Below are 23058 nucleotides of genomic sequence, written 5' to 3'. Positions count from 1 at the left end.
GCCGGTCAGGCCGGGGTGAGGGCATAGCGCTCCGTGGTTGTCCGGATCCTTTTCGTACGCGGAGACATCCGTGCCCGGGAACGACGCGAGGGGTGGGCCGCACCGGAGACACCCGCACGCGCGCGTGTCGCCGGTTTCGACCCACCCCTCCTGAGCGGCTCCCTCAGTTGTTCGATACCCCGTTCGCGCCGCTCTTCCCCTCGGGACCGGCGGCCGGTGCCCATTTCTCGGCGAGCCCGGGGTTCGCCTTCAGCCAGGCGCGGACTGCGTCCTGTTCGCCGCCCTTGCCCGCCTGCTGGATGCGCGCCTCCAGACCGGTGAGCTGTGCCTCGGTCATGGAGAAGTTCTTCAGCCAGGCCCCGACCTCGGGGTTGTCGTCGGCGAAGCCCTTGCGGGCGAGCGTGTGCAGACCGTCGCCCTTGCCCCAGGCGCCCTTGGGATCCTTGAGCTTCGTCAGGTCGTAGTCGCTGTACGCCCAGTGCGGCGACCAGAGGGTGACGACGATCGGTTCCTTCTTGGCGTACGCGCGCTTGAGTTCGGCGAGCATGGCCGGGGTGGAGCCGTCGACGACCTGGTACTCGTCGCCGAGGCCGTACTCCCCCAGGACCTTGTCCTTGAGGAGGCTCATGATCCCGGCGCTGGGTTCGATGCCGACGATCCGCCCCTTGAACTTCGACGACTGTCCCTTGAGGTCGGCGAGCGAGTCGACGCCCTTCACATACGACGGGACGGCCAGTTCCAGGGAGGTGGGGCCGTACCACTTGCCCAGGTCGTCGAGCTGGTCGCCGTACTTCTTCCAGTACTCGGCGTGGGTCACGGGCAGCCAGGAGTCGGTCTGGAAGTCGATCTGGCCGGTGGCCAGGCCCGTGTACAGCGGGCCGGCCGCGTACTGGGTGGTCGTGACGTCGAAGCCGCGCTCCTCGAGGAGCTCCTTCCACAGGAACGTGGTGGCGATGCCCTCGTCCCAGGGGATGTAGCCGATGGTGACCTTCTTGCCCCGGCCCACGTCCGTCCCGGTGGCCCGGGTGGTCTGCGAGGAGGAGCCGAAGACGCCGAGGCCGCCGGCGACGAGCGCCAGGACGAGTACGCCGGCCAGTGCGACGACCGGGCTGGGGCGGTGGTTCCAGAGCTTCGGGGTGCCCGCGGCTCGGGCCCTGGCGGCGGCGCGGCGGCCCAGCGGGGAGATCTGGGCGCCGAGCGCGCCGGTCATCCGGTCGAGGTAGATGGCGAGGACGACGATGCCGAGGCCCGCCTCGAAGCCGAGCCCGATGTCGAGCTGGCCGATGGCCTCGTTGACGGCGCCGCCGAGCCCGCCGGTGCCGACCATGCCGGCGATGACGACCATGGACAGGCCGAGCATGATGACCTGGTTGACGCCCGCCATGATCGTCGGAAGGGCGAGCGGCAGCTGCACGCGCAGCAGTGTGTCGCGGGGCGGCGTACCGAACGCCTCGGCGGCCTCGACGAGTTCGGCGTCGACCTGGCGGATGCCGAGTTCGGTCATGCGTACGCCGGGAGCGAGGGCGAAGATCAGGGTGGCGACGACGCCCGCCGGGACGCCCATGCCGAAGAACAGGATCGCCGGGATCAGCAGCACCATCGACGGCATCGTCTGGAGCAGGTCCAGGACGGGCCGCAGCACGGCGCCGACCGTCCTGGAGCGGGCCGCCCAGATGCCCAGCGGGATCGAGATCACCAGGGCGATGAGGGTGGCGACGAGCACCAGGGCGAGCGTCGACATGGCTCGGTCCCACAGGGCCATGGAGTCGACGAGCGCGAATCCGGCGAAGGCGAGGACACCCGCGACCAGGCCGCGCAGCCACCAGGCGGCAACCGCGAGGATGCCGGCCAGGAGGAGGGGCTCCGGGGCGGTGAGTACCGCGTTGATGCCGTCGTACAGGCCTTCGACGACCGTTTTGATCGCGTCGAAGAGCCAGGACATGTGGGCGACGAGCCAGCTGACGCCGTCGTCGACCCAGTCACCGAGCCGCAGCCTGGGCACGGGCGGTCACCTTCCCCTCCGGGTGGGCCGGGGCGCTCGGGCTGCCGCAGGGCTCGGGGTCTCCCTGCTCGTCGCCCAGGAACCCGACGAGGCGCTGTCGCGGTACGACCCCGACGAGTCGGCGGTCCGGGGGCGCGGTGACCACGGCCACCGGATGGGAGAGGCGGGCGCTGAGCGCGCACAGTTCGGTGAACGGCGTGTCGGGCGTCGCCGTCGGGCAGTCGCAGTCGGCCTCGTCGCCGCGCGTCGCCGGGTCCATGACGGCGCCGGCGGTGAGCACGCGCGTGCGGTCGACGTCCTTGGTGAAGGACGCCACGTAGTCGTCGGCGGGGCGGACGAGGATGTCCTCGGCGGTGCCGGTCTGGACGATGCGGCCGTCGCGCATGACGGCGATGCGGTCGCCCAGGCGCATGGCCTCGTTGAGGTCGTGGGTGATGAACACGATGGTCTTCTTCAGGGTTTTCTGGAGTTCCAGGAGCTGGTCCTGCATGTCCCGGCGGATCAGTGGGTCGAGGGCGCTGAACGACTCGTCCATGAGCAGCAGGTCGGCGTCGGTCGCGAGGGCGCGGGCGAGGCCCACGCGCTGCTGCATGCCGCCGGACAGCTCGTCGGGCCACGAGTCCTCCCAGCCGGCCAGGCCGCACAGGGCGAGCGCCTCGTCGGCGCGGCGCTCGCGCTCGGCGCGGGGCACGCCCTGCACGGACAGGCCGTACGCGGCGTTCTCGCGGACGCTGCGGTGCGGGAAGAGCGCGAAGTGCTGGAAGACCATGCTGATCTTGTTCGCGCGCAGTGCGCGCAGTTCGCGGTCGCCGAGCGCGGTCAGGTCCTGGCCGTCGAAGCGGACGTGTCCCGCGGTGGGTTCCAGCAGGCCGTTGAGCATGCGCAGCAGCGTCGACTTGCCCGAGCCGGACAGGCCCATGACGACGAAGATCTCGCCCGGTTCGACCGTGATGGACGCGTCGATGACGGCGGCGGTGGTGCCGTCGTCGCGCAGTTCGTCGCGGTCGGTTCCCTGTTCTAGTCGGGCGACCGCGTCGCCCGGTCGTCTGCCGAAGACCTTGTACAGATGTTCGGCCTCAAGCCTGGAAGACAAGGGGTGCTCCTCGTGGTGCTGTGTGGTGGTGCTGGGTAGTGCGGGGTGCTGACGTTTTCGGGTGCGATGTCGAGCGAACAACCGACCCCCTCCGTGGCCGCGCCTGCCCTTGCTCGACGTGGGCAAACAGAGGAGTGGGCCAGTTCACAGCGCTTCGCACAGGTAACGCGCGACCTCCGGTGCGGACCTCGGGGAGCGTCCGCAAGTGGCGCGCCGGGTGACTGTCAGTGGCGTACGGCATGATGCGAGGCGTGACCGGACGACTGATGCTTCTCGACACCGCCTCGCTCTATTTCCGCGCCTATTTCGGCGTCCCGGAGTCCGTGAAGGCTCCGGACGGCATGCCGGTGAACGCCGTGCGCGGGCTGCTCGAGTTCATCGACCGGCTGGTCAAGGACCATCGCCCGGACCACCTGGTGGCGTGCATGGACGCGGACTGGCGGCCGCAGTGGCGGGTCGACCTGATCCCCTCGTACAAGGCCCACCGCGTCGCCGAGGAGCGCGAGGTGGGGCCGGACGAGGAGGAGGTGCCGGACACGCTGTCGCCGCAGGTGCCGGTCATCGAGGCGGTACTGGACGCGGTCGGCATCGCGCGCGTGGGCGTCGCGGGCTACGAGGCGGACGACGTGATCGGCACCTTCACCGCGCGCGCGAAGGGCCCTGTCGACATCGTCACCGGCGACCGGGACCTGTATCAACTGGTCGACGACGATCGGGGGGTGCGTGTCCTGTACCCGCTCAAGGGCGTGGGGTCCCTGCAGCTGACCGACGAGGCCTGGCTGCGCGAGAGGTATGGGGTGGACGGGAAGGGGTACGCGGATCTGGCGCTGCTGCGCGGCGACCCGAGCGACGGGCTGCCGGGTGTGCCGGGCATCGGCGAGAAGACGGCCGCGAAGCTGCTGGCAGAGTTCGGCGACCTGGCCGGGATCATGGCCGCGGTCGACGATCCGAGGGCGAAGCTGACGCCGTCGCAGCGGAAGCGGCTCGACGAGTCACGGCCGTACGTGGAGGTCGCGCCCAAGGTGGTACTCGTCGCGGCCGATGTCCCGCTGCCGGACGTCGACACGGCGGTGCCGCATGCTCCACGCGACCCCGAGGCACTCGAACTGCTCGCTGCCCGCTGGGGACTTGGGGGGTCGCTGGAGAGATTGCTCACAACGCTCGGAAGGTGAGGTACCGCTTCCCCGGCATCAGGACGAAGATTGTCTCGGGTAACAGGGATTTCCAAGGGGGAGATGCTAACTTAGGTAAGCCTAAGCAAGGTAACAGGGAGGCCGTCATGGCAGAGCGCCCGGAACGCAGGGCCCCGAAGACCCACTCCGCGCAGGTCGTCCGCACCGAGCGCCTGACACCGCACATGCAGCGCGTGGTCCTGGGCGGCGACGGCCTCGCCGAGTTCACGGCCGGTACCCGCACCGACCACTACGTGAAACTGCTGTTCCCGGCGGAGGGCGTCACCTATCCGCAGCCCTTCGACATGCAGCGCATTCGCGAGGAGTTCCCGCGCGAGCAGTGGCCGGTGACCCGCACCTACACGGTGCGCGCCTGGGACCCCGAACTGCGCGAACTGACCCTCGACTTCGTGCTGCACGGCGACGAGGGCCTGGCCGGCCCCTGGGCGATGCGCGCCCAGCCGGGCGAGACGCTGGCCTTCGGCGGCCCCGGCGGCGCCTACGCCCCCGACCCGGAGGCCGACTGGCATCTGTTCGTCGGTGACGAGAGCGCGCTGCCCGCGATCGCCTGCTCCCTGGAGTCACTGCCGGACGGCGCGAAGGCCTACGCGTTCGTCGAGGTCGCGGGCCCCGAGGAGGAGCAGAAGATCGACTCCGACGTGGAGGTCCGCTGGCTGCACCGCGGCGATCGCCCCCTGGGCCAGGCCCTCGTCGAGGCCGTACGCGCCCTGGAGTTCCCCCCGGGCCGGGTGCACGCGTTCGTACACGGCGAGGCGGCTTTCGTGAAGGAGCTGCGCCGGCTGCTGCGCGTGGAGCGCGGTATCCCGCGCGAGGACCTCTCGATCTCCGGCTACTGGCGCCTCGGCCACGACGAGGACGGCTGGCAGGCGTCCAAGCGGGACTGGAACGCGCAGGTCGAGGCGGAGCAGGAGACGGCCGCACCGGCGACCTCCTGATTCCCCGAGCCACCAGACGCCCCGGCCGAGTGGATTCCCCCCGGCCGGGGCGGCATAACGCTCATGAGCGCCACTGAACTCCACTGACCCCCTCCGAATGCCTCCGCACCTCGCCGAACCTCGCTGCGAGTCGCCCAGTCGCCCAGTCGCGAGCGGATTCCCCCGGTCCGGGCGGCGGAACGCTCCCCGAGTCCCGCCGAACTCCCCTCCCCCGCCGCCCCGACCGAGCGAATTCCCCCGGTCCGGGCGGCGCGACACTCCCGAGCTCGGCTGAACCCCTCCGAATGCCTCAGTACCTCGCCGAACCTCGCTCGAGTCGCGGGCTTCTCCGAACTACCCTCTCCCACCGCCCACTTGACGGCCCGGGGCGGAGCGGGCGGAGATCGACCGAGGACGCTCCCCGAGCCGGCCTCCCGCCGCCGGGCACCGCCGGGCCCTCCCACTTGCCGCGCCGCCGCGGGCACGTGAGGACTTGGGCCCCGCCTGGACACGGCCACGACATCCCTGCGAAACAGCGCGTCCCTAATTTCTGTCACCCGACAGGAATACCGCGCCGAAGGCAGGTCCCACCGTGACCACGACCGCTCCCTCCGACCTACGCCCCGACCCGCCGGAGCCGTCCGCCGACCGCTCCCTCTCCGAGTTCGGCTACCGCCAGGAACTGCACCGCAGCCTCGGCCGGTACGCCTCGTTCGCCGCCGGCTTCTCCTTCATCTCCGTCCTGACCACCGTCTTCCAGTTCTTCGCCTTCGGGTACGCCTTCGGCGGCCCGGTCTTCTTCTGGGCCTGGCCGGCCGTACTGATCGGCCAGCTGCTGGTCGCCGCGTGCTTCGCGGAACTGGCCGCGCGCTATCCGATCTCCGGCGCGATCTACCAGTGGTCGTCCCGGCTCTCCAACCTCACCTTCGGCTGGTTCGCCGGCTGGATCATGGTGATCGGGCAGATCGTGGTCGTCGCGGCGGCAGCCCTCGCGCTCCAGGTCGTCATGCCGGCCATCTGGTCCGGCTTCCAGCTGGTCGGCGACGACCCCGCGCCCACCTCGGCGAGCGGCGCGGCCAACGCGGCGATCCTCGGCGTGCTCCTGCTGCTCCTGACGACCTTCGTCAACGTCATCGACAACCGGGTGATGTCCCTGGTCAACCGGGTCGGCGTGACCGCCGAGATCATCGGCGCCGTCCTGATAATCGTCCTCCTGCTCACCCACTCCGAGCGCACTCCCGGGATCACCTTCCACACGGGTACGGCCCTGGAGTCCGGCCTGTTCGGGGCGCTGCTGGTGGGCTCGTTCACGGCGGCGTACGTGATGATCGGGTTCGACAGCGCGGGCGAGATGAGCGAGGAGACGCACCATCCCCGGCGTACCGCACCCCGTACGATCCTCACCGCGCTCGCCTCGGCGGGCCTGCTGGGCGGCCTGATCATCCTCGCCGGCCTGCTCGCCGCGCCGAGCCTCACCGACGGCCGGCTCGGCGTCGAGGGCCTGAGCTACGTCCTGACGAGCAGCCTGGGCGACGGCGTGGGCCGCGCCCTGCTGGTCGACGTGGTGGTGGCGATCGCGGTGGCCACCCTCGCGATCCAGACGGCGGCCTGCCGGATGCTGTTCTCCATGGCCCGCGACGGCCAGCTGCCCTTCGCGTCCCGACTGGCGAAGGTCAACCCGCGCACAGGCATGCCGAGCGCCCCGGCCCTGGTCGTCGGCATACTGGCTGCGGCCCTGCTCCTCCTCAACTTCGCGTCCCCGGAGGCGTTCCTGGCCATCGGCACCACCTGCATCGTGATGCTGTACCTGGCGTACGCGATGGTGACGGGCCCACTGCTCGTACGGCGTCTGAAGGGTTCCTTCACGGCGGACGGCACCGACGAGACCGGCAAGCCCCTCTTCTCCCTCGGCCGCTGGGGCGTCCCGGTGAACGTGCTGGCACTCCTGTACGGCCTGTTCATGACGGTCAACCTGGCCTGGCCGCGGGCGGCGGTGTACGACCCGGCGGGCGGACACTGGTACTTCCAGTGGTTCACGGTGCTGTTCCTGGTGGTCACGGTAGTGCTCGGAGCTCTGTACCGGCTCATGCGCGCACGACGCGTGCGCTCTGGCGCGGATCCTGCTCGATCCCTCTCGTAGAAGGCTCAATTGCCGTTGCAGTAAGCCTTGTTGTGCAAACCGGGCAGCGCACGGACGGCGCATTGGGCGGAGCGCGAAGCCGCGCATCCGGCCGGTGGAGGACCGCTCCATGCGCCGGGGCAACCCCATGCGCCGGGGTCGGGCGCCCTGTCCGAAGGCCGAAAACCATCGCATGGTCCAAAGTGACGGCCTTCAGGGCGAATTGACGGCATGAAGGGGTGCCGCGCCCGGGCCCGTGGAGGTGGTGTCCGGATGCGCACACCGTTCGCCGGGTCATCCAGTCGATCTCCGAGAACGCGGGACCGGGTGCCGCCCGGGGCACCCTCCCGCGCTACCGCGCCAAGTCGCCTCGCACAAGCTCCGATCGCCTCGAACAGTTGACTAAACCGCAGGCGCACCGGAATGTAGAGACGATCCGCGACCGTGCCGCTGAAACCCCGCTCGACCGGTTCAGCCGGCGGGCCCTTTTCCCGTACTGGTCAGCCAGGCCGCGGTCGCAGCGTACGGAGCACAGCGCGTAGTTCATGGACTTGGTCGGCTCCGTCACCCGGAGGGCATTGTGGAAGGCTCCGCTCCCGCCCGGTTCCCGTATCCCCCGAAAGCCTCCGGTTCCGTGTTCCGTCCAAGCCGAAGGATCCGCGAATTACCGCTCGTGCCAGGTCTTGAATACCCGACAGGAGATCAGCACGATGAGCACACCCTCGCTCCGCATGCTCTACTCATGGCAGGGGAACCCGAACGTCGACCTGCTGAACCGCGACGGCGACGCGTGGACGCACAGCATGGGGCTGCTGCCCCTCGCGGCCGACCCGGACGAGTGGGCGGCCATCGGACTCGCCGATTGCACCGCGTGGTGCTATCCCTTCGCGTCAAAGGACGAGTTGTTCCTGGCTTACCACCTGTACGCGTGGATGTTCGCCCTCGACCTGATGTTCGTCAGGACATTCAAAGCCGAACGCGACCTTCCGGGGGCGCGGGCCATGGTGGACGGACTCTCCCGGTTCATGCCACAGGAAGGCACCTCGCACGCGATACCGCAGCACCCCATTGAGAGGTCCCTCGCCGACATATGGCTTCGAATGAGGCCGACCCGGTCGACAGCCTGGAAACACAACATGCTGAACGCCGTGATGGAATATGCCGACGGACAATGCTGGGAGCTTGAATGCATGTGCGACGGGCGAATTCCTGATCCTGCCGAGTACCTTGTCCGCCGCCGCGGCTCGTTCGGCGGCCACGTCGGGATCTGCCTCGCCGAGCACGTGGCAGCGGCGGAGGTGCCGCCGCGGGTGCGCCAGTCCCGTCAGTTCCGTGCGCTGATGGACGCCTGGACGGACCTGCAGACCCTCTACAACGACGTCCGCTCCTACCGCCGAGAGGTCGAGAACGAGGACGAGACATGCAACTTCGTCCTCGTGTACGCGAGGTTTCTGGACATCTCCGTCGACGAGGCCGCGGCCGTGGTCACCCGGCTGCGAGCGGCCAGGCAGTCGGAGTACGACCATCTTGAGCGCACCCAGCTCCCGGCGCTTTGCGAACAGTTGCAGCTGAACGGCAACGACCGTGAGCAGCTGTCGGCCGTGCTGGAAGTGATGCGTTACCACCTCGCCGCCGTCGACGTCTGGACGACGATCGCCGAGCGGTACCAGGCCCCTGCCCCGGGAGACGTCCCGTCCGCGTCCCTCGGCTCCTGACGACCCGAGGGACGCCGGCGGGGATGACCGGCGTCCTGTCAGAACCGCCACGTACGCTTCACCGTGATGAGACGCCGCACCCCGCCCCCGCCCTCTCCACTGCCCCAGTGTGACGGAGTGGACCCGGTGCGGGTGCGGTTGCCGCCCGGTGACACCTGGGCGACCGTACGGGACCACCTCGTGGCGCGGCTCGCGGCCGGGGCCGGGGTGATCGACGGCATGCTCGACGAGGGACGCGTCGTGGACGTCACCGGGCGCCCGGTGACGCGGGACACGGCGTATGTGCCGGGCATGTTCGTGTGGTTCCACCGGGATCTGCCGGACGAGGAGCACGTGCCCTTCCCGATCGAGGTCGTGTACCGGGACGAGCACGTGGTGGTGGCCGACAAGCCGCACTTCCTGGCCACCACCCCGCGCGGCAGCCATGTCGCCGAGACGGCCCTGGCACGGCTGCGCCGTCAGCTGGGAATCCCGGCGCTGGGCGCGGCCCACCGCCTGGACCGGCTGACGGCCGGCCTGGTGCTGTTCACGGTCAGACCGGACGAACGCGGCGCCTACCAGACGCTGTTCCGCGACAGGCGGGTGGCGAAGGAGTACGAGGCGGTGGCCCCCCACGATCCGGCGCTGGTCCTGCCGCGTACCGTGCGCAGCCGGATCGTCAAGGAGCGCGGGGTGCCGGCGGCCTACGAGGTAGAGGGCGAGCCCAACGCCGAGAGCCGGGTCGAGCTGCTCGAGCACCGGGACGGTCGGGCCCGGTACCGGCTGACGCCGGCCACCGGACAGACCCACCAACTGCGGGTGCACATGAGCGCGTTGGGGGTGCCGATCCTCGGCGATCCCCTCTATCCGGTGGTGACCGGCCCCGTGGCCGTCGGTGACTTCCGGCGCCCGCTCCAACTGCTGGCCCGGGTGCTGGAGTTCACCGATCCGGTCACGGGGCTCGAGCATCGGTTCGTCAGCCCGCGTGTGCTCGAGGCCTGGTCCTCGTACGAGGAGTGGGCCGGCTGACCTCGCCGGCCGGCCGGCTCATTCGCCGCGCCACCAGCGCAGGACGCGGCGCAGCACGCCCGGTCGGCGGACCGGCTCGGGCACGGGCGGCGCAGTGGGCTCGTCGGCCGGAGCCGCGGGTGCCGGAACCGTGGGCTGCGGCTGCTCGGAGCTGATCTGCCAGCTGGTCGGGCGCTGCCGCTGCAACGGGTTGATGGCGGGCCGCTCCATGACGTCCTGCTGGGGCTTCGGCGCGAACTTCACGGGCAGTTCCACCAGATGCCGGTTCCCGACGGTCGACCGCCAGCGCAACTCGTGCTCCGCGCAGGCGAGTTGGATGTCGGGGACACGGGTCAGCAGCGCGTCGACGCCGACGTCGGCGATGGCGCGGCCGATGTCCTGGCCCGGGCACTCGTGCGGGCCGCCGCTGAAGGCGAGGTGCGAGCGGTTGCCCTGCATGTTCGCCTTGAGGTCGGGGCGGACCCGCGGATCGACGTTGCCCGGTGCCATGCCGAGGAGGAGTCCGTCGCCCTTGCGGATGCGCTGGCCGCCCAGCTCGGTGTCCTGCTTGGCGAAATAGGCGAACACGGTGCTGAACGGCGGCTCGTCCCACAGGGACTGCTCCACCGCCTCGGGCACGGTCATCTGGCCGCCGTTCAGCTGCGCCCGGAAGCCCGGTTCGGTGAGCACCATGCGCAGCACGTTGGCGAGCAGGTTGGCCGTGGTCTCGTAGGAGGCGAGGAGCACCACGCGCAGGTGTTCCCTGACCTCGTCCTCGGACAGCCCGGCGGGGTGGGTGACGAGATGGCTGGTGAAGTCGTCCTGCGGCTGGGCCCGGCGGCGGACGGCGTGCCGGCTGAGGACCTCCATGAGGTAGGCGTGGCTGGCGAGCGCGGTCTCGCTGCCCTTGAGGCAGTCGCGGGCGGCCTGCACCAGCCGGTCGCCGTACTCCTCGGGCATGCCGAGGATCTCGCACATGACCGCCATCGGCAGATGCTCGGCGAACTGGCCGACCAGGTCGGCCCTGCCGTCCTCACAGAACTGGTTGACGAGGTGCTGGGTGGCGCGGTTGATGTGGCGGCGGATGCCCCGGTGGTCGATGGTCGACATGGCGCCGGTGACCGCTCCGCGCAGCCGCAGATGCTCGTCGCCCTCGGCGTGGGCGCAGATGGGCTGCCAGGCGAAGTGCGGCATCAGCGGGTGGTCGGGCTTGACCTTGCCTTCCAGCATGGGTGTCCACAGCCGGCTGTCCTTGCAGTACTGCGAGGGGGTGCTCACCATGTGCAGGTTCTCGCCGTGGCCGAGCACGACCCAGATCGGCACGTCGTCGTGGAGCAGCGCGGGAGCCACCGCGCCGTGTTCGGCGCGGAGCTTCTCGTACACGGCTCCCAGGTCCTCCGCCTCGGGACCGTAGAGCCGACGCAGCCCGCCGGGCCCGGTGCCGCTGACGCCGCCGCCGGCGTGGGCGGGGCAACCGGGGGGTGGTCCGAGCGGGGGGTCGTCCGTGGTGGTCGAGGGGTGGGGTTCAAGCGTCACGGTGATCGCTCCGAAACTGAAATGGATCCGGTGTCAGATGAGTTGCTCGGGGGTCGTTGATCGGCGTGTTCAGACGGACGCCTTCCTCATCTCCAGCGAGTGCAGAAAGCGCATCAGCGTCATGAGCGTGTCCCGGCTGGAGGCCCGGCGGCGGGCGTCGCACTCCACGATGGGGATCTCCGGGGCCAGGTCGAGAGCCGAGCGCAGGTCCTCGACCGGGTAACGGGGCGCGTCCGGGAAGGAGTTGACCGCGATGACGAAGGGGACGCCTCGTTCCTCCAGTCGCCCCATCACGTCGAAGCTCACTTCCAGGCGCCGGGTGTCGATCAGGACGACCGCGCCCAGGGCGCCTTCGAACAGCCCGTTCCACAGGAACCAGAAGCGTTCCTGGCCGGGGGTGCCGAACAGGTACAGCACCAGCTGGTCGGTGATGCTGATGCGGCCGAAGTCCATGGCCACGGTGGTGGCCGTCTTGGAGTCGGAGCCGTAGTTGTCGTCGACGCCGATGCCGGCCTGCGTCATGGTCTCTTCGGTGGTCAGCGGCCTGATCTCGCTGACCGAGCCGACCATGGTCGTCTTGCCGACGCCGAAACCGCCCACGATCACGATCTTCACCGCGGCCTGGGTGGATTGCGGCAGCCGGTCCTCGGTTCGTGGACCCGTGATGGTGTCAGAGCTTTTGAAGTCCATGCATCACCGCTTCGAGGAGGGAACGGTCGGCGAGCGACTGGCTGATGAGCGGGTCGCGCGCCTGGACCAGTTCGGCCGTCAGCAGCTCGGTGAGCAGGACGGTCACCACGCTGAACGGCAGGTTGAGGTAAGCCGAGAGCTCGGCCACGGACAGTGGTGCCTTGCAGAGGCGGAGCAGCGCCGACTGCTCCGGCGGAGCGGAGGGCGGGGGTTCGGCGCACGCCACGATTAACGTGACGAGGTCGAGAGAGGCGCGTTCGCCGCCCGGGGCCGCGCCGGTGAGCACATAGAGCCGCTCGGGATTCCTGCGCTCACCTTCTTCTCCCTCGGCGCCTTCCTTGCCCTCCGCGCCGCCCTTGCCTTCCGGGCCCGTGCCGCCTTCCGTGCCGGCGAGGCTCAGCAGGCGTTCCGGCGGGGGGTCCTGTTTCAGTGGGTAGCGCCGTCGACGCTGCGGAGGAGTCATACGCTCTGCCCGTTCCGCCGGGGCGGACTGGTGAGATGCTCGCCGATCCGGACGACGAGGTCACGCATGTGGTGGCTCATGCTGCCGGGTTCGGCGACCACGTTGGCGAGGACCGCGAGGTAGGCGTTGGGGCCGGCGGCCATCAGGTAGAAGTAGCCGCCGGTGACCTCGATGATGACCATGCGCATCGTGCCGTCGCTGTCCGGGATCTCGTGCGCGACGGCGCCCGCGAGGCTCTGCAGCCCCGCGCAGGCGGCGGCGACACGGTCGGCGGCGTCGGGGTCGCCGCCGTAGCGGGCGATGCGCAGTCCGTCGGCGGAGAGCACCACGATCTGCTGGACACCCGGTACGCCGTCGGCGAGCGCCTTGAGCATCCAGTCGAAGTTGGCTCGCTGCGAGATCACTTGAGGTCCCCCTCGTCGTCGGCCTCAGCGTGGGCCGGCTGCTGGTTGGTCGCACTGGCTGCGGTGGGGTCTTCCCGGTGGCCGCCGAAGGCCGCCAGGTCGTCCGGGTGGCCGCCCGGGGTCGTGGAACCGCCCGGGAACCCGGTGAAGTCGGGCGCGTCGTCCGGGTGGCCGGAGAGCGTCGTGGGGTCGTCGGGGTTCCGGGTGTAGGCCGTGGGGTCCGGGTCGCCCTTGAGCCCCTCCATGAACGCCTCGACCCACAGGCCCGGCAGGGGCTCGTCCTTCTTGTCCTTCTTCTTCTGCGACTCGGGCTCCCACAGTTTCCGCAGCTCCGGGTTGGCCTCCATCTCGGCCTCGGCGGCCCGGGAGCGGGCGTACCGCTCGCTGAGCGGGGTCTTGACCCGGCTGCGGCGCTGCGGCAGGCCGTTCTCGGTCCACTCGGTGACCTCGGGGATGTCGTCCTCCATGGAGACGGAGGCCGGGATGCGCGGGCCGGTCGTGGGGCGGCGCTTCTTGGGCGGGCGCTTGGGGCCTTCCAGCGCACCGAGTTCGATCTTGGGCGCGGCGGTGGCACCGATGCCGTGGGCGAGGCCGACGGCCGGGTCGGTGGTGAGCATCTCGGACGGCACGACCAGGATGGCGCGGACACCGCCGTACGCGGACTGCCTGAGCGAGATCTGCATGTTGTACGACTCGCAGAGGCGTCCCACGACCGCCAGGCCGAGGCGCGGCGCCTCACCGAGGTCGTTGAGGTCGAAGCCCGCCTGGGCGCGGGCGATCATGCCCTCGGCGCGCTTGCGGGACTCCTCGCTGAGGCTGACGCCGGCGTCCTCGATCTCGATGGCGATGCCGGTCTGCACCTCGGTCGCCGTGACATGCACCTTGGTGTGGGGCGGCGAGTAGCGCGTGGCGTTGTCGAGGAGTTCGGCCGCCGCGTGGATGACCGGTTCGACGGAGTTGCCGTCGACGTTGACCTGCGCGATGGAGGTCAGGTCGATACGGCGGTACTCCAGGATCCTGGACATCGCGCCGCGCAGCACGCTGTACAGCGCGACCGGCTCGGGCCACTGGCGTCCGGGCCGGCCGCCGCCGAGCACGGAGATGGAGTCGGCGAGGCGGCCGATCAGCGCGGTGCCGTGGTCGATGCGCAGGAGGTCGTCGAAGACCTCGGGGTTGCGGCCGTGGTCCTCCTCCATCTCGCGGAGTTCGTTGGCCTGCTGGTGGACGATCGACTGCACTCGCCGGGCGATGCTGACGAACGCGCGCTCGGAGCCGTCCCGCATGGCCTCCTCGCGGTCGACGATCTCCAGGACGTGCTCCAGCAGCCGGAGCTGCGGCACGGGCAGCCCGGGGTACGCGGAGTCCGGCAGACCCAGGTGGCGAATCACCTCTGAGGGTGAACCGACTCCGCGCATCAGACGGAGCGCGTACGGCAGGATCTCCTCGCCGAGCCGGACGAAGTCCTCGTCGTGGGCGGCGATGCGCCGTTCCAGATACGCGGTGTCACGGGCGTGCCCGGCACGCAGATCACGGACGGTACGGCCGCGGCGGACCGCTTCGGCGGCGACCGCGACGACCAGCAGCGTGGCCATGGCCCCGAACCAGCCGACGGCGGACCGGGCCGGGCCCGTCACCAGGGCGACGGCGGCTCCGGTCGCCCCGGCCATAGCTATGGCAGGTAGCAACAGCACGCGCGCGTAGGGAAGTTCACGGCCACCGGGGGGCGATTGAACACTCACCATGTATGCCCTCTGAGACAAATCGGCTGGGGTTGGGGGAACTTGCTTGGGGGTACGTCTGGGAACTGTCAGGAGTTTCTGGATCTTCCGCATCTTTGGGAACAAGCGCACGAATACATCCCAACTCGGTGCGCTGCGGGCGAGCTTAGTCCGACCGGATCAACGCCGTGTCATATTCGGCAAGCCTCTGAAATGCCCTTCGCAACTGGAGTACCCTCGGCCCATTTACACGCTGCGGATGCAATCGCACACGCTGAGTAACGGCGCATGGATGTGCGAGGACCACTCACCGTGACGGGTGAACAAAGGCCTCCTGGAGGCCCGGAAGCGCCCTGAGCCTCAGATTCCGGCGATGCGCAGCGCCGCGTCCGCCGTGGCTTCCGCGAAGACCGCGGCCGGGCGCTCGGGATCGGAGCGGTGCACGAGGATGACGCCCTCGATGAGCCCGAAGAGCAGATCCGTCCGCAGGTCCAGCTCACTCTTGGCGAGCGCGCCCCCGGCCGCCGTCGCCGCCAGCAACTGCCGGTAGGCGTCCTTGAGTTCCGCCCGTACGGCATGGAAGCCCGCGAAGCGTTCGGCGCGCACCTCGGGGAGGAGGTAGAGGCCGCCGAGGTTGTGCGGGCCGCCGCAGAGCAGCTCGACGTCGGTGCGGCACAGCTTCCACAGCCGGCTCTCGGCCGGGGTCGCGTCGTCGGCGAGCAGCCCGCGGGCGTACGTCAGGGACGGCGTGACGGTGGACTCCAGGAGCTCGGCGAGCAGCTCCTCCTTGCCGGAGACGTAGTGGTACATGGACGCCTGGCGCATCCCCGCCCGCTCGGCGATGGTCCGCGTGGTGGTGGCGGCATAGCCCCGGGTGGTGAACAACTCGGCGGCCGCGGTCAGCAGTTCCGCCCGCGGGGCGAGCCCGCTGTCCGGCCGCTGCGCGGCCCGCGGTCTGCCGACCCGCCGTCCGCCCGGCCCACCCGTCGTTCCCATGCGTTCGATCCTCGCACACCGCGCCGCCCGACGATCTTCGTGAGCAATCGGTAACGGGGACGAAACGCACGGGCAACTGCGGTGTCTCGCCGCGCGCCTAATTTCTGTCGGGCGACAGAAATAGCGCGGCGGACCCCGGACCGACGACCAGCACACCGCCGACCCGCCCCGCACCCGACACCACCCGCAGTACGACTTCGGAGCCGGAGGACCCTCGATGGGGACATCGACCACGTACGGAGCCCGCGACCACGCCCGCGCCCAGGAGGGCGCTCAGGCCGAGGCCATGCCCGTCGTCCCGGCCGCCGACTGGCCGTCGCCACCCTGCGCCGCCGGCCATCTGGTGTGGGCCGAGACCGTGGCAGGCGGCAACTACACACACCGGGTGCTGGCCCGTGGCACCGAGCTGCGCCTGACCGACCTGCGCGGTGACGCCTGCGCCCATCTGCTGCTCTTCGTCGCGGACCGGCCCTGGGAGCGGCTGAACGTCGCCGACACGGTCAAGGTGCAGTGGAACGCCTACCTCGGCGAGGGCCAGTTGCTCCTCTCCGACCAGGGCCGCGTCCTCGCCTCCCTGGTCGCCGACACCTCGGGGCGCCATGACGCGCTCTGCGGCACCTCGACCCTCGTACGCAACACCGCCCGGTACGGCGACGGCACCCCGCAGTCGCCCTCCCCCGCCGGACGTGAGCTGTTCAAGCTGGCCGCGGCCAAGAACGGCCTCCAGCCGCGCGATCTGCCGCCGTCGCTCTCCTTCTTCCAGGGCGTGCAGATACGCGAGGACGGCGCCCTCGACTTCACCGGCTCGGCCGGACCGGGCGGCAGTGTGACGCTGCGCGCCGAGCAGGACGTCACCGTGCTGATCGCGAACGTCCCGCACCCCGCCGACCCGCGCGACGACTACGTCAGCACCCCGCTGGAGGTGCTGGCCTGGCGCGCCGAGGCCACCCGCCCCGGCGACCCCCTGTGGGAGGCCACGCCCGAAGGCCGCCGCGCGTTCCTGAACACCGCCGAATTCCTTGCCGCGAGGGGGCTCGCATGAGCACGCCGATCGTCCGGAAGACCGTCGTTCCCGCCCGCGCCGCCTGGTCGTCGGTCGTCCGGGCCGGCGGCACCCTCACCATCACCGACCTGCACGGCAACCAGGCCGTCGACTTCCTGGTGTACGACGCCCACGACACATCCGTGCGCTACAGCGCGCCCGACACGATCCACGCGCAGGGCGGCATCTTCCTCACCACCGGCAGTGTCCTGATGTCGAACGAACACACGCCCCTGATGACCGTGGCCGCCGACGACGTCGGCCGGCACGACACGGTCGGCGGCGCCTGCTCCAAGGAGTCGAACACCCTGCGCTACGGCCACCACACCTGGTCGCAGCACGCGTGCGTGGACAACTTCCTCGCCGAGGGCGCCAGACACGGCCTGGGCAAAAGGGACTTGGTCTCCAACATCAACTGGTACATGAACGTGCCGGTGGAGAAGGACGGCACGCTCGGCATCGTGGACGGCCTGTCGGCGCCCGGCCTGTCCCTCACGCTCCGCGCCGAACGCGATGTCCTGGTCCTCGTCTCCAACTGCCCCCAGATCAACAACCCCTGCAACGGCTTCGACCCGACCGAGGTGGAGATGACCATCACCGAGGCGGGCACAGAGGCAGGCACGGCATGACCTTCGACACGCTGCTGGTCGCCAACCGGGGCGAGATCGCCGTCCGCATCATCCGTACGGCACGGGAGCTGGGCCTGCGCACGGTCGCCGTCTACTCCGACCCCGACCGCTCGGCCCCGCACGTCCGGCTCGCCGACGAGGCGGTGCGCCTGGGGCCGGCGCCCGCGAAGGAGTCGTACCTCGACGCCGACCTCGTGCTGGCGGCGGCCAAGGCGACGGGTGCGGGGGCGATCCATCCCGGGTACGGCTTCCTGTCCGAGGACGCCGGCTTCGCGCGGCGCTGCGAGGACGCCGGGATCGTGTTCGTGGGCCCGACGCCGGGGCAGCTGGAACTGTTCGGCGCGAAACACACGGCCCGTGCGGCGGCGGAAGCGGCGGGCGTGCCTCTGGCCCCCGGCACAGGACTGCTGGCCTCCCTCGACGAGGCGTACGCGCGGGCAGCCGCCATCGGCTATCCCGTGATGCTCAAGGCGACCGGCGGTGGCGGCGGCATCGGCATGTCGGCGTGCGCCTCGGCTGCCGAACTCGCCGACGCCTGGGAGCGGGTGCAGCGCGTAGCCGCCGCGTCCTTCTCATCGGCCGGTGTCTTCCTGGAACGGCTGGTCGAACACGCCCGCCATGTCGAGGTGCAGGTCTTCGGCGACGGCGAGGGCAGGGTCGTCACCTTCGGCGACCGCGACTGCTCACTCCAGCGCCGCAACCAGAAGGTGCTGGAAGAGGCGCCGGCACCCGGCATCCCCGCCCACGTCCGCGCACAACTCGCCGCCTCGGCCCGCGACTTGTGCGCCTCGGTCGGCTATCGCTCCGCCGGTACGGTGGAGTTCGTGTACGACGCCGCGCGCGAGGAGGCGTACTTCCTGGAGGTCAACACCCGGCTCCAGGTGGAACATCCGGTCACGGAGGAGATCTACGGCGTCGACCTCGTCGCCTGGATGCTGCGCCTGGCGCGCGGTGAGCGCGATGTCGTACGGGACCCGGGCACCCCGCGCGGTCACGCCGTCGAGGCCCGCGTCTACGCCGAGGACCCCTCGCGCGAACACCGGCCCAGCGCGGGCCTGTTGACGCGGGTGGAGTTCCCGGCCGGGGTACGGGTCGACGGCTGGGTGGAGACGGGCACCGAGGTGACCACGTCGTACGACCCGATGCTCGCGAAGGTGATCGCCTACGGCGCCGACCGGGAGCACGCCCTGCGCCGGCTGGACGAGGCGCTGGCCCGCACCCGGGTAGACGGCATCGAAACCAACCTCGGCCTGGTCCGGGCGGCGCTGGCGAACCGCGACTTCCGCTCCGCGAGGCACTCGACGGCGACCCTGGCCGGGGTGAGCGACCCGACTCCACGCATCGAGGTCGTCTCCGGCGGCACCCTCACCACCGTCCAGGACTGGCCGGGCCGCACCGGCTACTGGCAGGTCGGCGTCCCCCCGTGCGGCCCGATGGACGACCGTTCCTTCCGGCTCGGCAACCGGGCCCTGGGCAACGCCGAGGGCGCCCCCGGCCTCGAATGCACCCTCCAGGGGCCGTCGTTGAGATTCACCCACCCCACCACGGTGTGCGTCACCGGGGCCCCGGCACCGGTCACGCTGGACGGCACGCCGGTCGCACAGTGGGAGCCGGTGACGGTACCGGCGGGCGCCGTACTGACGATCGGCGCCCCGACGGAACAGGGCCTGCGGACGTACGTGCTCTTCGCGGGCGGCGGCCTGGACGTGCCGCCGTTCCTCGGCAGCGCGGCCACCTTCACACTGGGCAGGTTCGGCGGCCACGGAGGCCGGGCGCTGCGCACGGGCGACGTCCTGCACGGCGGAGCGGCGACGGAATCGGCGGAAACGGTCGCCCCGGAGGACCGCCCCGCCTTCACCTCGACCTGGCACCTCGGCTCGGTCGAAGGCCCCCACGCGGCACCGGAGTTCTTCACCGAGGAGGACATCCACGACTTCTACGCGGCCGACTGGAAGGTCCACTTCAACTCGGCCCGCACCGGCGTACGACTGGTCGGCCCCAAGCCCCGCTGGGCACGCACCGACGGCGGTGAGGCGGGCCTGCACCCCTCCAACATCCACGACACGCCGTACTCAGTGGGCGCCGTCGACTACACCGGCGACATGCCGGTCCTGCTGGGCCCGGACGGCCCATCCCTGGGCGGTTTCGTGTGCCCGGCGACTGTCCTCAGCACGGAACGCTGGAAACTGGGCCAGTTGCGCCCCGGCGACACGGTCCGCTTCACCCCCGTGGACACAACGGGCGCACCAAGGCCGGAAATTGAGGACGGTGGCGTCCTGGCCCGTGACGGCGACATCACCTATCGCCGCAGCGGCGACGACAACCTGTTGGTCGAATTCGGCCCCATGCAGCTCGACTTGGGCCTCCGGATGCGGGTCCACGCCCTGATGGAGGCGGTGGCCGAGCTGGACCTGGACGGGGTGAAGGACCTGACCCCGGGCATCCGCTCCCTCCAGATCCAGGCCGACCCGGCCGTCCTCCCGCAGCCCGAACTCCTCGCCGCGATACGGCGGACGGCCACCGCCCTGCCCCCGGCGGACCGCCTCACGGTCCCCTCCCGGACCGTCCACCTCCCCCTCTCCTGGGACGACCCGGCGACCCGCGAGGCGATAGCCCGCTACATGGCGGGCGTCCGCGACGACGCCCCCTGGTGCCCCTGGAACATCGAGTTCATCCGCCGCGTGAACGGCCTGGACTCGGTCGACGACGTGTACCGCACGGTCTTCGACGCGGAGTACCTCGTCCTGGGCCTGGGAGACGTCTACCTGGGCGCCCCGGTCGCCACGCCGCTGGACCCCCGCCACCGCCTGGTGACGACGAAGTACAACCCGGCCCGCACCTGGACCGCGGAGAACTCGGTCGGCATCGGGGGCGCCTATCTCTGCGTCTACGGCATGGAGGGCCCCGGCGGCTACCAGTTCGTCGGCCGCACCACCCAGGTGTGGTCGGGCTGGCAGCAGCGCGGCGCGTTCGAGCCGGGGTCACCGTGGCTGCTGCGGTTCTTCGACCGCATCAAGTGGTACGCCGTCGAGCCCGACGAACTCCTCGAACTGCGGGCCGACATCACCTCGGGCCGTTTCGTCCCCCGCATCGAGGAGGGCGTGTTCTCCCTGGCCGAGTACGAGGATTTCCTGACCCGGAACGCCGAGTCGATCGCCGGGTTCCGCTCCCGCCAGGGCGCGGCGTTCGCGGCGGAACGGGACGCGTGGGAGGCGGCGGGCGAGTTCACGAGGGCGGAGACGGCCACGGCACCGGCCGCTGCCGCGCCCGAGGTGACGGTTCCCCCTGGGAGCCGGCTGATCGAGGCCGAATTCGCCGCGTCGGTATGGCAGTTGAACGTGTCCCCCGGCGACGAGGTGACAGCGGGCCAGCCGCTGCTCGCCCTGGAGGCGATGAAGATGGAGTCCCGGGTGCATGCCCCGGCGTCGGGAGTGATCCACCAGATCCTGACGAGACCGGGCGCCCAGGTGGAAGCAGGCACAGCACTACTCATCCTGACCCCAACCCCCTGACCCCGCCCGCTCTCTCGCCCCCGCCGCCCCTACCCACCCCGCTCCTCAAACGCCGGAGGGGCTGGAAGTCAGCCCGTCCGGCGTTTGAGGACGAGCGCGTTCAGCGCGAAAGCGGGGGTCTGGGGGCGCAGCCCCCAGGGATGGGACGGGTAGGGGCGGCGGGGGCGAAAGAAGCACAGACACCCCAAGGAGCCCCCATGCCCACCCCCACCCTCACCCGAGTCCACCTCGCCTACACCCGCATCACCGCAGTGAACCGCCCCGAAATCTGGATCGACCTACGCCCCCAGGCCGACCTCGAAGCAGAAGCCACCCACATCGACGAACGCCTCGCCGCAGGCGACCACCTCCCCCTGGCCGGCACCCTCTTCGCCGCCAAGGGCAACATCGACGTCCAAGGCCTCCCCACCACCGCCGGCTGCCCCGCCTACGCCTACCACCCCGAGACCGACGCCCCCGTCATCGCCCGCCTCAGAGCCGCCGGCGCCCTCCTCCTCGGCACCACCAACCTCGACCAGTTCGCCACCGGCCTGGTCGGCACCCGCTCCCCCTACGGCCCCGTCCGCAACGCCCACGACCCCACCCGCATCAGCGGCGGCTCCAGCTCCGGCTCCGCCACAGCCGTGGCCCTGGGCCTCGTCGACTTCGCCCTCGGCACCGACACCGCCGGCTCGGGCCGCGTCCCCGCCGCCTTCAACGGCATCGTCGGCCTCAAGCCCACCCGAGGCCTGGTCCCCACGACCGGCGTCGTCCCGGCCTGCGCGTCCCTCGACTGTGTAACCGTCTTCGCCCGTACGCTCCCCGAGGCCGAGCGGGCACTCGCACACATGGTGTCCCCGCCGGCCCGTGACCTGCCGCCCCTGCCCCAGCGCGCCCCCGGCCCCTGGCGGGTGGCCGTCCCGCCGCTCGCCCAGCTCGGCGAACTCGACCCGGGCTGGGCACAGGCGTACGAGGCAGCCGTGACAGCCCTCCGCGCCACAGGCGTCTCGGTCCGCACCCTCGACCTCACGCCCTTCACCGAGGCCGCCGAGATGCTGTACCAGGGCGCGTTCGTCGCCGAGCGCTACACAGCGGTGGGCGCCTTCGTCGACAAGGTGCTCGCCGAGGGAGGTGAGGCGAGCGCGACGCTGGATCCCACCGTCGCCGGCATCATCACCCGTGCCCGCGACATCCCCGCCCACCAGCTCTACGCCGACCAGGACCGACTGGCCGCCCTGCGCACCCGTGCACTGACCGAACTGGCCGACGCGGACGCCCTGTTGCTGCCCACGGCCCCCGGTCACCCGACCCTCGCCGAAGTCGCCGCCGATCCACTGGGCGCCAACGCCCGGCTGGGCCGTTTCACGAACTCCACCAACCTCTTCGACCTGGCCGCGGTGGCCGTACCCGCGGGCCAGGTGGACGGGCTCCCGTTCGGCGTGATGCTGATCGGCCCGGCGTTCACCGACGACCGGCTCGCCACGATCGCCCGCCTGTTCCAGCCCGAGGCCCGCCTGGCGGTGGTCGGCGCGCATCTCGCGGGCCAGCCGCTCAATCCCCAGCTCCTCGCCCTGGGCGCCCGACTGGAGCGGACGACCACGACGGCCCCCGTCTACCGACTGCACGCCCTCCCGACGACCCCGCCGAAGCCGGGGCTGGTGCACGTGGGCGAAGGGGGAACCGGCGGAGCGGCCATCGAGGCCGAGGTATGGCGCCTGCCCGCGGAAGGCCTCGGCCACTTCCTCGCCGCCCTGCCCCGCCCGATGACCCTGGGCCGCCTCGAACTCGCCGACGGCACGCACGTACCCGGCTTCCTGTGCGAACCGGCGGCCCTGGCCGGCGCCGAGGACATCACGACGTACGGCGGCTGGCGCGCGTACCTGAACAACCGCCCCTGACGGCCTTTGCGACTCCACTACTGGGGTGCGAGCGAAGCCACAACAAACCCGCCCGCACCCACCAAGCCCAACCGGCCGCCCCGCCAAACACAACCCACGGAACCGCCGGGACTACCCCACCAAGCCGAACCACACCCACCGACCCGCCAAACCCAACCCCACCAAGCC

General features: G+C 70.8%; 17 protein-coding genes. 9 read left to right on the top strand and 8 right to left on the bottom strand.

The genetic code is table 11. The features are described 5' to 3' along the window. Positions 1-163: 163 nt before the first annotated feature. Positions 164-2002 carry an ABC transporter permease/substrate binding protein gene (locus ABZ855_RS11435; protein ID WP_360804634.1) on the bottom strand — a complete coding sequence of 613 codons (1839 nt, stop codon included), beginning with the start codon at positions 2000-2002 and terminating at the stop codon, positions 164-166. Next, complete coding sequence (locus ABZ855_RS11430; protein ID WP_360804631.1) at positions 1980-3095, bottom strand: glycine betaine/L-proline ABC transporter ATP-binding protein; 1116 nt, start codon at positions 3093-3095, stop codon at positions 1980-1982. The genes ABZ855_RS11435 and ABZ855_RS11430 overlap by 23 nt, the downstream gene beginning before the upstream one ends. A gap of 242 nt (positions 3096-3337) precedes the next feature. Between ABZ855_RS11430 and ABZ855_RS11425 the strand changes: the two genes are divergently transcribed. From ABZ855_RS11425 to ABZ855_RS11405, 5 genes are all read left to right on the top strand, one after another. Continuing rightward, the gene (locus tag ABZ855_RS11425) at positions 3338-4267 is read left to right on the top strand and encodes a 5'-3' exonuclease (RefSeq protein ID WP_360804907.1); all 930 of its coding nucleotides are present in this window, start codon (positions 3338-3340) and stop codon (positions 4265-4267) included. Between the two features lie 107 nt (positions 4268-4374). After that, a complete protein-coding gene (locus ABZ855_RS11420) occupies positions 4375-5223 on the top strand; it encodes a siderophore-interacting protein (RefSeq protein ID WP_360804628.1) in 849 nt (282 codons plus the stop codon). 571 nt (positions 5224-5794) lie between these two features. Further along, the gene (locus ABZ855_RS11415) at positions 5795-7342 is read left to right on the top strand and encodes an amino acid permease (protein ID WP_360804625.1); all 1548 of its coding nucleotides are present in this window, start codon (positions 5795-5797) and stop codon (positions 7340-7342) included. 689 nt (positions 7343-8031) lie between these two features. After that, the gene (locus ABZ855_RS11410; RefSeq protein WP_360804622.1) at positions 8032-9036 is read left to right on the top strand and encodes a terpene synthase family protein; all 1005 of its coding nucleotides are present in this window, start codon (positions 8032-8034) and stop codon (positions 9034-9036) included. A gap of 66 nt (positions 9037-9102) precedes the next feature. Continuing rightward, positions 9103-10044: an RluA family pseudouridine synthase gene (locus ABZ855_RS11405; protein WP_360804619.1), complete on the top strand. Its 942-nt coding sequence runs from the start codon at positions 9103-9105 to the stop codon at positions 10042-10044. Between the two features lie 18 nt (positions 10045-10062). On the opposite strand, the gene ABZ855_RS11400 is transcribed toward ABZ855_RS11405, so the two are convergent. From ABZ855_RS11400 to ABZ855_RS11375, 6 genes are all read right to left on the bottom strand, one after another. Next, entirely contained in the window at positions 10063-11559 is a 1497-nt protein-coding gene (locus ABZ855_RS11400; RefSeq protein WP_360804616.1) for a cytochrome P450, read from the bottom strand. Positions 11560-11628: 69 nt separating this feature from the next. After that, on the bottom strand, positions 11629-12249 hold the full coding sequence (locus tag ABZ855_RS11395; protein WP_360804613.1) for an ATP/GTP-binding protein: 621 nt from the start codon (positions 12247-12249) through the stop codon (positions 11629-11631). After that, complete coding sequence (locus tag ABZ855_RS11390; protein ID WP_360804610.1) at positions 12230-12712, bottom strand: DUF742 domain-containing protein; 483 nt, start codon at positions 12710-12712, stop codon at positions 12230-12232. The genes ABZ855_RS11395 and ABZ855_RS11390 overlap by 20 nt, the downstream gene beginning before the upstream one ends. Next, the gene (locus ABZ855_RS11385; protein WP_360804607.1) at positions 12709-13116 is read right to left on the bottom strand and encodes a roadblock/LC7 domain-containing protein; all 408 of its coding nucleotides are present in this window, start codon (positions 13114-13116) and stop codon (positions 12709-12711) included. The genes ABZ855_RS11390 and ABZ855_RS11385 overlap by 4 nt, the downstream gene beginning before the upstream one ends. Further along, positions 13113-14858, bottom strand: coding sequence for an ATP-binding protein (locus tag ABZ855_RS11380; protein ID WP_360804604.1), 1746 nt, complete (start codon positions 14856-14858; stop codon positions 13113-13115). Before ABZ855_RS11380 ends, ABZ855_RS11385 begins: the two co-directional genes overlap by 4 nt. Before the next feature lie 336 nt (positions 14859-15194). Then, positions 15195-15830 carry a helix-turn-helix domain-containing protein gene (locus ABZ855_RS11375; protein ID WP_360804601.1) on the bottom strand — a complete coding sequence of 212 codons (636 nt, stop codon included), beginning with the start codon at positions 15828-15830 and terminating at the stop codon, positions 15195-15197. A 217-nt stretch (positions 15831-16047) separates the two neighbouring features. Between ABZ855_RS11375 and ABZ855_RS11370 the strand changes: the two genes are divergently transcribed. From ABZ855_RS11370 to atzF, 4 genes are all read left to right on the top strand, one after another. Then, a complete protein-coding gene (locus tag ABZ855_RS11370) occupies positions 16048-16872 on the top strand; it encodes an urea amidolyase associated protein UAAP1 (RefSeq protein WP_360804598.1) in 825 nt (274 codons plus the stop codon). Then, the gene (locus tag ABZ855_RS11365; RefSeq protein WP_360804595.1) at positions 16869-17501 is read left to right on the top strand and encodes an urea amidolyase associated protein UAAP2; all 633 of its coding nucleotides are present in this window, start codon (positions 16869-16871) and stop codon (positions 17499-17501) included. Before ABZ855_RS11370 ends, ABZ855_RS11365 begins: the two co-directional genes overlap by 4 nt. Further along, the gene (locus ABZ855_RS11360; protein ID WP_360804592.1) at positions 17498-21013 is read left to right on the top strand and encodes a 5-oxoprolinase/urea amidolyase family protein; all 3516 of its coding nucleotides are present in this window, start codon (positions 17498-17500) and stop codon (positions 21011-21013) included. Before ABZ855_RS11365 ends, ABZ855_RS11360 begins: the two co-directional genes overlap by 4 nt. Positions 21014-21210: 197 nt before the next feature. Further along, the gene (gene atzF / locus ABZ855_RS11355) at positions 21211-22890 is read left to right on the top strand and encodes an allophanate hydrolase (RefSeq protein ID WP_360804589.1); all 1680 of its coding nucleotides are present in this window, start codon (positions 21211-21213) and stop codon (positions 22888-22890) included. Positions 22891-23058 lie beyond the last annotated feature (168 nt).

Origin of the sequence: Streptomyces sp. NPDC047042 (assembly GCF_040644035.1) — a bacterium.
Classification (GTDB): domain Bacteria; phylum Actinomycetota; class Actinomycetes; order Streptomycetales; family Streptomycetaceae; genus Streptomyces.
The sequence above is the reverse complement of the archived record's forward strand: the minus strand, read 5'-3'. Positions and strand labels throughout refer to the sequence as shown.

What these genes read in the sequence shown, in the direction of transcription:
- ABZ855_RS11425 (WP_360804907.1), top strand. Translation starts at nt 3,338, where the DNA reads ATGCGAGGCGTGACCGGACGACTGATGCTTCTCGACACCGCCTCGCTC.
- ABZ855_RS11420 (WP_360804628.1), top strand. Translation starts at nt 4,375, where the DNA reads ATGGCAGAGCGCCCGGAACGCAGGGCCCCGAAGACCCACTCCGCGCAG.
- ABZ855_RS11410 (WP_360804622.1), top strand. Translation starts at nt 8,032, where the DNA reads ATGAGCACACCCTCGCTCCGCATGCTCTACTCATGGCAGGGGAACCCG.
- ABZ855_RS11405 (WP_360804619.1), top strand. Translation starts at nt 9,103, where the DNA reads ATGAGACGCCGCACCCCGCCCCCGCCCTCTCCACTGCCCCAGTGTGAC.
- ABZ855_RS11395 (WP_360804613.1), bottom strand. Translation starts at nt 12,249, where the DNA reads ATGGACTTCAAAAGCTCTGACACCATCACGGGTCCACGAACCGAGGAC.
- ABZ855_RS11390 (WP_360804610.1), bottom strand. Translation starts at nt 12,712, where the DNA reads ATGACTCCTCCGCAGCGTCGACGGCGCTACCCACTGAAACAGGACCCC.
- ABZ855_RS11380 (WP_360804604.1), bottom strand. Translation starts at nt 14,858, where the DNA reads ATGGTGAGTGTTCAATCGCCCCCCGGTGGCCGTGAACTTCCCTACGCG.
- ABZ855_RS11375 (WP_360804601.1), bottom strand. Translation starts at nt 15,830, where the DNA reads ATGGGAACGACGGGTGGGCCGGGCGGACGGCGGGTCGGCAGACCGCGG.
- ABZ855_RS11370 (WP_360804598.1), top strand. Translation starts at nt 16,048, where the DNA reads ATGGGGACATCGACCACGTACGGAGCCCGCGACCACGCCCGCGCCCAG.
- ABZ855_RS11365 (WP_360804595.1), top strand. Translation starts at nt 16,869, where the DNA reads ATGAGCACGCCGATCGTCCGGAAGACCGTCGTTCCCGCCCGCGCCGCC.
- ABZ855_RS11360 (WP_360804592.1), top strand. Translation starts at nt 17,498, where the DNA reads ATGACCTTCGACACGCTGCTGGTCGCCAACCGGGGCGAGATCGCCGTC.
- atzF (WP_360804589.1), top strand. Translation starts at nt 21,211, where the DNA reads ATGCCCACCCCCACCCTCACCCGAGTCCACCTCGCCTACACCCGCATC.